The organism is Citreimonas sp., assembly GCF_042096055.1.
Taxonomy (GTDB): domain Bacteria; phylum Pseudomonadota; class Alphaproteobacteria; order Rhodobacterales; family Rhodobacteraceae; genus Citreimonas.
Genome location: NZ_JBELMH010000062.1, coordinates 15,859 through 21,120 on the forward strand (window position 1 = coordinate 15,859; position 5,262 = coordinate 21,120).

5 protein-coding genes and 1 pseudogene are annotated in these 5,262 nt (G+C 71.5%); 5 read left to right on the forward strand and 1 reads right to left on the reverse strand.

All coding sequences use genetic code 11. The features are described 5' to 3' along the window. A pseudogene (gene dapB / locus ACFDTC_RS13265) lies at positions 1-494 on the reverse strand (4-hydroxy-tetrahydrodipicolinate reductase); the annotation flags it as partial. 83 nt (positions 495-577) lie between these two features. Here dapB and rbfA point away from each other — a divergent pair. The 5 genes from rbfA to ACFDTC_RS13290 form a co-directional block, all read left to right on the forward strand. Continuing rightward, positions 578-976 carry a 30S ribosome-binding factor RbfA gene (rbfA, locus tag ACFDTC_RS13270; RefSeq protein WP_375259360.1) on the forward strand — a complete coding sequence of 133 codons (399 nt, stop codon included), beginning with the start codon at positions 578-580 and terminating at the stop codon, positions 974-976. Next, the gene (locus ACFDTC_RS13275) at positions 966-1,748 is read left to right on the forward strand and encodes a phosphodiester glycosidase family protein (RefSeq protein WP_375259361.1); all 783 of its coding nucleotides are present in this window, start codon (positions 966-968) and stop codon (positions 1,746-1,748) included. The genes rbfA and ACFDTC_RS13275 overlap by 11 nt, the downstream gene beginning before the upstream one ends. An 88-nt stretch (positions 1,749-1,836) precedes the next feature. Then, positions 1,837-3,183: a TldD/PmbA family protein gene (locus tag ACFDTC_RS13280; RefSeq protein WP_375259362.1), complete on the forward strand. Its 1,347-nt coding sequence runs from the start codon at positions 1,837-1,839 to the stop codon at positions 3,181-3,183. Next, complete coding sequence (locus ACFDTC_RS13285; protein WP_375259363.1) at positions 3,170-3,943, forward strand: inositol monophosphatase family protein; 774 nt, start codon at positions 3,170-3,172, stop codon at positions 3,941-3,943. The genes ACFDTC_RS13280 and ACFDTC_RS13285 overlap by 14 nt, the downstream gene beginning before the upstream one ends. A gap of 144 nt (positions 3,944-4,087) precedes the next feature. Then, positions 4,088-5,262: DNA polymerase III subunit gamma/tau (locus tag ACFDTC_RS13290; RefSeq protein ID WP_375259364.1), on the forward strand; the 1,175-nt coding region annotated here is incomplete at its 3' end.

The window sequence follows — 5,262 nt, forward strand, 5'->3', positions numbered from 1 at the left end:
GCGTCGGCCTTGCGGTTGTGGTGGCTCTCGACGATCTCGATGTCCCATTCGTCGCCCAGCGCCTGCGCGATCTGGCGGGTGACCTGCGTCAGCAGGTTGACGCCCAGGCTCATGTTGCCGGCGCGTACGACGACGGCGCGGCGCCCGGCTTCGGCGATCGCCTTCAGGTCGTCGTCCGACAGGCCGGTTGTGCCGATCACGTGCACGATGCCCGCTTGCGCGGCCTGCCCGGCGAAGGCGACGGTCGCTGCGGGCGCGGTGAAGTCGATGACCGCCTGCGCGCGGCCGAAGGCCTCGTCCGCATCATCGGTGACCGTGATGCCGCTTTCAGCACCGCCCAGCGCGGTGCCCAGATCGCGGCCGATCCAGTCGTGGCCGGGGCGTTCCAGCGCGCCGACAAGGGCCAGCCGTCCGTCCTGCTCGATCTCGTGCACCAGCATCCGGCCCATGCGGCCCGATACGCCCGTCACCACGACGCCCGGTCTGTCGGTCATGCCCGTCTCCTCGCTTCGCCTGCCGCCTGATAGCCTGCGCCGGCCTGCTTGGCAAAGCCTGCCCGCGCGCATAAGTCTGCCTCATGGCACGCAACCGATTCCAAGAGGGCGACGGCCCCAGCCAGCGCCAGCGCAAGGTCGCCGAGGTGATCCGCCGCCGGCTGTCCGACGTGCTGATGCGCGGCGACATCCACGATCCCGACCTCAACCGCCTGTCGATCACGGTGGGCGAAGTGCGCGTCTCGCCCGACCTGAAGGTCGCGACCGCCTATGTCGTGCCGCTGGGCGGCAAGGGCGCGGACGAGATGCTGGAGCGCCTCGCGCAGAACAAGAGCGAGCTGCGGCGCGCCGTGGCCAAGGGGCTCGAGCTGAAGTTCGCGCCCGAGCTGCGGTTCCGCCTGGACGAGACCTTCGATCACCTCGACGAGGCGCGCCGCCTGTTCGCGCAGGACGCGGTGCGCCGCGATGTGGATGACCAGTAGACCGGCCCTTTTGCGCGGGCGCCACCTGCCGGCGCTGCTGCTCGGGCTGGTGCTGCTCGGCCTCGCAGCGCTGGCCGCACCTGCTGGCGCGGTCGAATGCGCACGACAGGAACACGACGGCAACGCCTACGCGGTCTGCACCGTCGACCCCGCGGCCGAAAACCTGCGCCTGTTCCTCAACGACGCCGACGGCGACCCGATCGGCCATTTCTCGACGCTCGACGCGGCGCTGAGGGCCCAGAACCGCGAGTTGGTCTTCGCGATGAATGCCGGCATGTACCATGCCGACCGCGATCCGGTGGGCCATTACGTCGAGAACGGGACCGAGCTCATGCGCGTGATCCCGACGCCCGGGCCGGGCAATTTCGGCCTGCTGCCGAACGGCATCCTGTGCATCGACGGCGACTCGGCCCGCGTGTTCGAGACGCGCGACTACCTCGAGCGTCGCCCCGGCTGCCGTTTCGCAACGCAATCGGGGCCGATGCTGGTGATCGACGGCAAGCTGCATCCGCGCTTCCTGCCCGACAGCACGTCGCGTTACATCCGCAACGGCGTCGGCACCACCGCCGGGGGCGACCGCGCGGTCTTCGTGATGTCCGAGAACCCCGTCACGTTCCACGAATTCGCGCGCTTCTTCCGCGACGCGCTGGAGCTGCCGCAGGCGCTGTTCCTCGACGGTAACGTGTCGCGCCTCTACGCTCCGCAGCTGGGGCGCAACGACATCGGCCGCCGGATGGGCCCGATCGTCGCGGTGACGGCGCCCGCAAGCTGACTCCCCGTGCGCGGCCGGTCCCGGCCGCCCTTGCACCTCTGTGCGCCGCGGCCTACCTGTCCTGCATCCCCGCAAACCCGGAGGCCCCATGTCCCAGACGCCGGAAACGCTTGCCCATGCCCTGCTGGACGCGGCCCGCAAGGCCGGCGCCGACGCGGCCGACGCCATCGCCATCGCCGGCACCTCGTTGTCGATCGACGTGCGCGGCGGCGCGCTGGAAGAGGCGCAGCGCTCCGAGGGCTCGGACCTGGGGCTGCGCGTCTTCGTCGGCCGGCGCAGCGCGATCGTCTCGGCCTCGGACACGCGCGAGGAGACCCTGCGCACCATGGCCGAACGCGCTGTGACCATGGCCCGCGAGGCGCCCGAGGACCCCTATGCCGGCCTTGCCGACCCCGACCAGCTGGGCATCGGCGCCGCCCCCGCGACGCTGGAACTGTCCGACCCCGCGCCCGAACCCGACCCGGCCACCCTGCAGGAGGACGCCCGCCGCGCCGAGGCCGCCGCGCTGGCCCATGACGGCATCCGCCAGATCGACAACGCCTCGGCCGGCTACGGCGCGCAGAGCGTGCATCTTGCCGCGACCAACGGCTTTTCCGGCGGCTACCGGCGCACGTCGCGCAGCCTGTCCTGCGTCGCGATCACCGGCGAAGGCCTGGGGATGGAGCGCGACCACGACGGCGACAACCGCATCTTCCAGTCCGACCTGCGCAGCCCCGAGGATATCGGCGACAGCGCCGCCCGCCGCGCGCTGGAGCGGGTGAAGCCGCGCCGCCCCAAGACCGGCGCCTACCCCGTGCTCTACGACGAGCGCGTGTCCTCCTCGCTGATCGGGCACCTTGTGTCGGCGATCAACGGCGCCACCATCGCGCGTGGCGCGTCCTGGTTGCGCGATGCGCTGGGCGAGGCGGTGCTGCCCGACGCGCTGAGCCTGATCGAGGACCCGCATCGCGCCCGCGTCATGGGCTCGCGCCCCTTCGACGCCGAGGGGCTGGCGACGCGCCGCCGCGCCATCATCGACAAGGGCGTGCTGACCGGCTGGACGCTCGACCTCGGCAACGCCCGCAAGCTGGGGATGGAGAGCACCGCGAACGCCGCGCGCTCGGTCTCGGGCGGGGTGTCGCCGTCGAACTGGAACCTTGAACTGACCCAGGGCGCGCAGTCCCGCGACGACCTGATCGCCGAGATGGGCACCGGGCTGATCGTCACCTCGATGATCGGCTCGACCATCAACCCCAACACCGGCGACTATTCCCGCGGCGCCGCCGGCCTCTGGGTCGAGAACGGACAGATCGCCTACCCGGTCTCGGGCGTCACCGTCGCCGGCAACCTGCGTGAGATGCTGCGCACGATCCAGCCCGCCAACGACGCGCGCCCGTGGCTGTCGCGCGTGGTGCCGTCGCTGCTGGTCGAGGGGCTGACCCTTGCCGGAGAATGACCTCTCCCTGCTGATCGAGGCCGCGCAACGCGCCGCCGAGATCGCCACGCGCTTCATCGGCGGCGATCTCGGAATCGAGCGCAAGGCCGCCGACAACACACCGGTGACACGCGCCGACCTCGCCGTCGACCGGATGCTGCGCGAAAGCCTGAGCGATGCGCGCCCGGGGTACGGCTGGCTGTCCGAGGAGACGCCAGACGACCACGACCGGCTGGACCGCGACGCGACCTTCATCGTCGATCCGATCGACGGCACCCGCGCCTTCATCGAAGGCCAGAAGACCTGGGCGCATTCGCTGGCCATCGCCCGCGACGGCGCACCCGTCGCGGCCGTTGTCTACCTGCCGATGCTCGACCTGCTCTACACCGCCGCCGCCGGCGCGGGCGCGCATCTCAACGGCGCTCCGATCGCCGTCAGCGGCACGCAGACGCTCGACGCGGCCGAGGTGCTGGCCACCAAGCCCACGCTCGACGCGCATCACTGGCCGCGCGGCGTGCCGCCGGTGCGGCGCGCGCACCGCCCGTCGCTGGCCTACCGTCTGGGCCTGGTGGCCGAGGGGCGCTTCGACGCGATGCTGACACTGCGCCCGGCATGGGAATGGGACATCGCCGCTGGCAGCCTGATCCTGTCCGAGGCCGGCGCCACCGTCACCGACCGCCGCGGCGGCTCGCTGCGCTTCAACCGCCCGCATCCGCAGACCGACGGCGTGCTGGGCGCCAATCCCGGCCTGCACGCCGCCCTGCTCGACCGCCTGACCTGATCTTCCCCCGCGCCGCTTCTTTGGTCGGCAAATATCCCGGGGGAGCCGCGAAGCGGCGGGGGCAGAGCCCCCGGCGACATCCGCGCGGTGGACGCCCCGCCCGCCAAGCCTTACCCTGACGCCGCAACCCGACACAGGCCGCCCATGTCCCAAAGCCCGCAATACCAGGTGCTCGCCCGCAAGTACCGCCCCGAGACCTTCGCCGACCTCGTCGGGCAGGACGCGATGGTGCGCACACTGAAGAACGCGTTCGAGGCCGACCGCATCGCGCAGGCCTTCATCATGACCGGCATCCGCGGCACCGGTAAGACGACGACCGCGCGGATCATCGCCAAGGGCATGAACTGCATCGGCCCGGACGGGACCGGCGGGCCGACGACCGATCCCTGCGGCCAGTGCGAACATTGCGTCGCGATCATGGAGGGCCGGCACGTCGACGTGCTCGAGATGGACGCGGCCAGCCACACCGGCGTCGGCGACATCCGCGAGATCATCGATTCGGTGCACTACCGCGCCGCCAGCGCGCGCTACAAGATCTACATCATCGACGAGGTCCACATGCTGTCCAAGAGCGCGTTCAACGCGCTTTTGAAGACGCTCGAGGAACCGCCCGCGCATGTGAAGTTCATCTTCGCCACGACCGAGATCCGCCAGGTGCCCGTCACGGTGCTGAGCCGCTGCCAGCGCTTCGACCTGCGCCGGATCGAGCCCGAGGTGATGATCGCCCTGCTGCGCCGCATCGCCACCGCCGAGGGCGCGCAGATCGCCGACGACGCGCTGGCACTGATCACCCGCGCCGCCGAAGGCTCGGCCCGCGACGCGACCTCGCTTCTGGACCAGGCGATCAGCCACGGCGCGGGCGAGACGACCGCCGACCAGGTGCGCGCGATGCTGGGCCTCGCCGACCGCGGCCGCGTCATGGACCTGTTCGAGCGTGTGATGCGCGGCGACGCGGCCGGCGCGCTGACGGAGTTGTCGGCGCAATACGCCGACGGCGCCGACCCGCTGGCGGTGCTGCGCGACCTGGCCGAGCTCACGCACTGGGTCTCGGTCGTCAAGATCACGCCCGATGCGGCCGAGGATCCGACCATCGCGCCGGACGAACGCAGCCGGGGCCTCGCCTTCGCCGACGGGCTGGGCATGCGCGCGCTGGCGCGGGCCTGGCAGATGCTGCTGAAGGCGATCGAGGAAGTCTCGCGCGCGCCGTCGGCGATGATGGCCGCCGAGATGGCGGTGATCCGCCTGACCCACGTGGCCGACCTGCCCTCGCCCGAGGAGCTGATCCGCAAGCTCGGCGACACGCCGCCCCCTCCTCCGCC

What these genes read in the sequence shown, in the direction of transcription:
- rbfA (WP_375259360.1), top strand. Translation starts at nt 578, where the DNA reads ATGGCACGCAACCGATTCCAAGAGGGCGACGGCCCCAGCCAGCGCCAG.
- ACFDTC_RS13275 (WP_375259361.1), top strand. Translation starts at nt 966, where the DNA reads ATGACCAGTAGACCGGCCCTTTTGCGCGGGCGCCACCTGCCGGCGCTG.
- ACFDTC_RS13280 (WP_375259362.1), top strand. Translation starts at nt 1,837, where the DNA reads ATGTCCCAGACGCCGGAAACGCTTGCCCATGCCCTGCTGGACGCGGCC.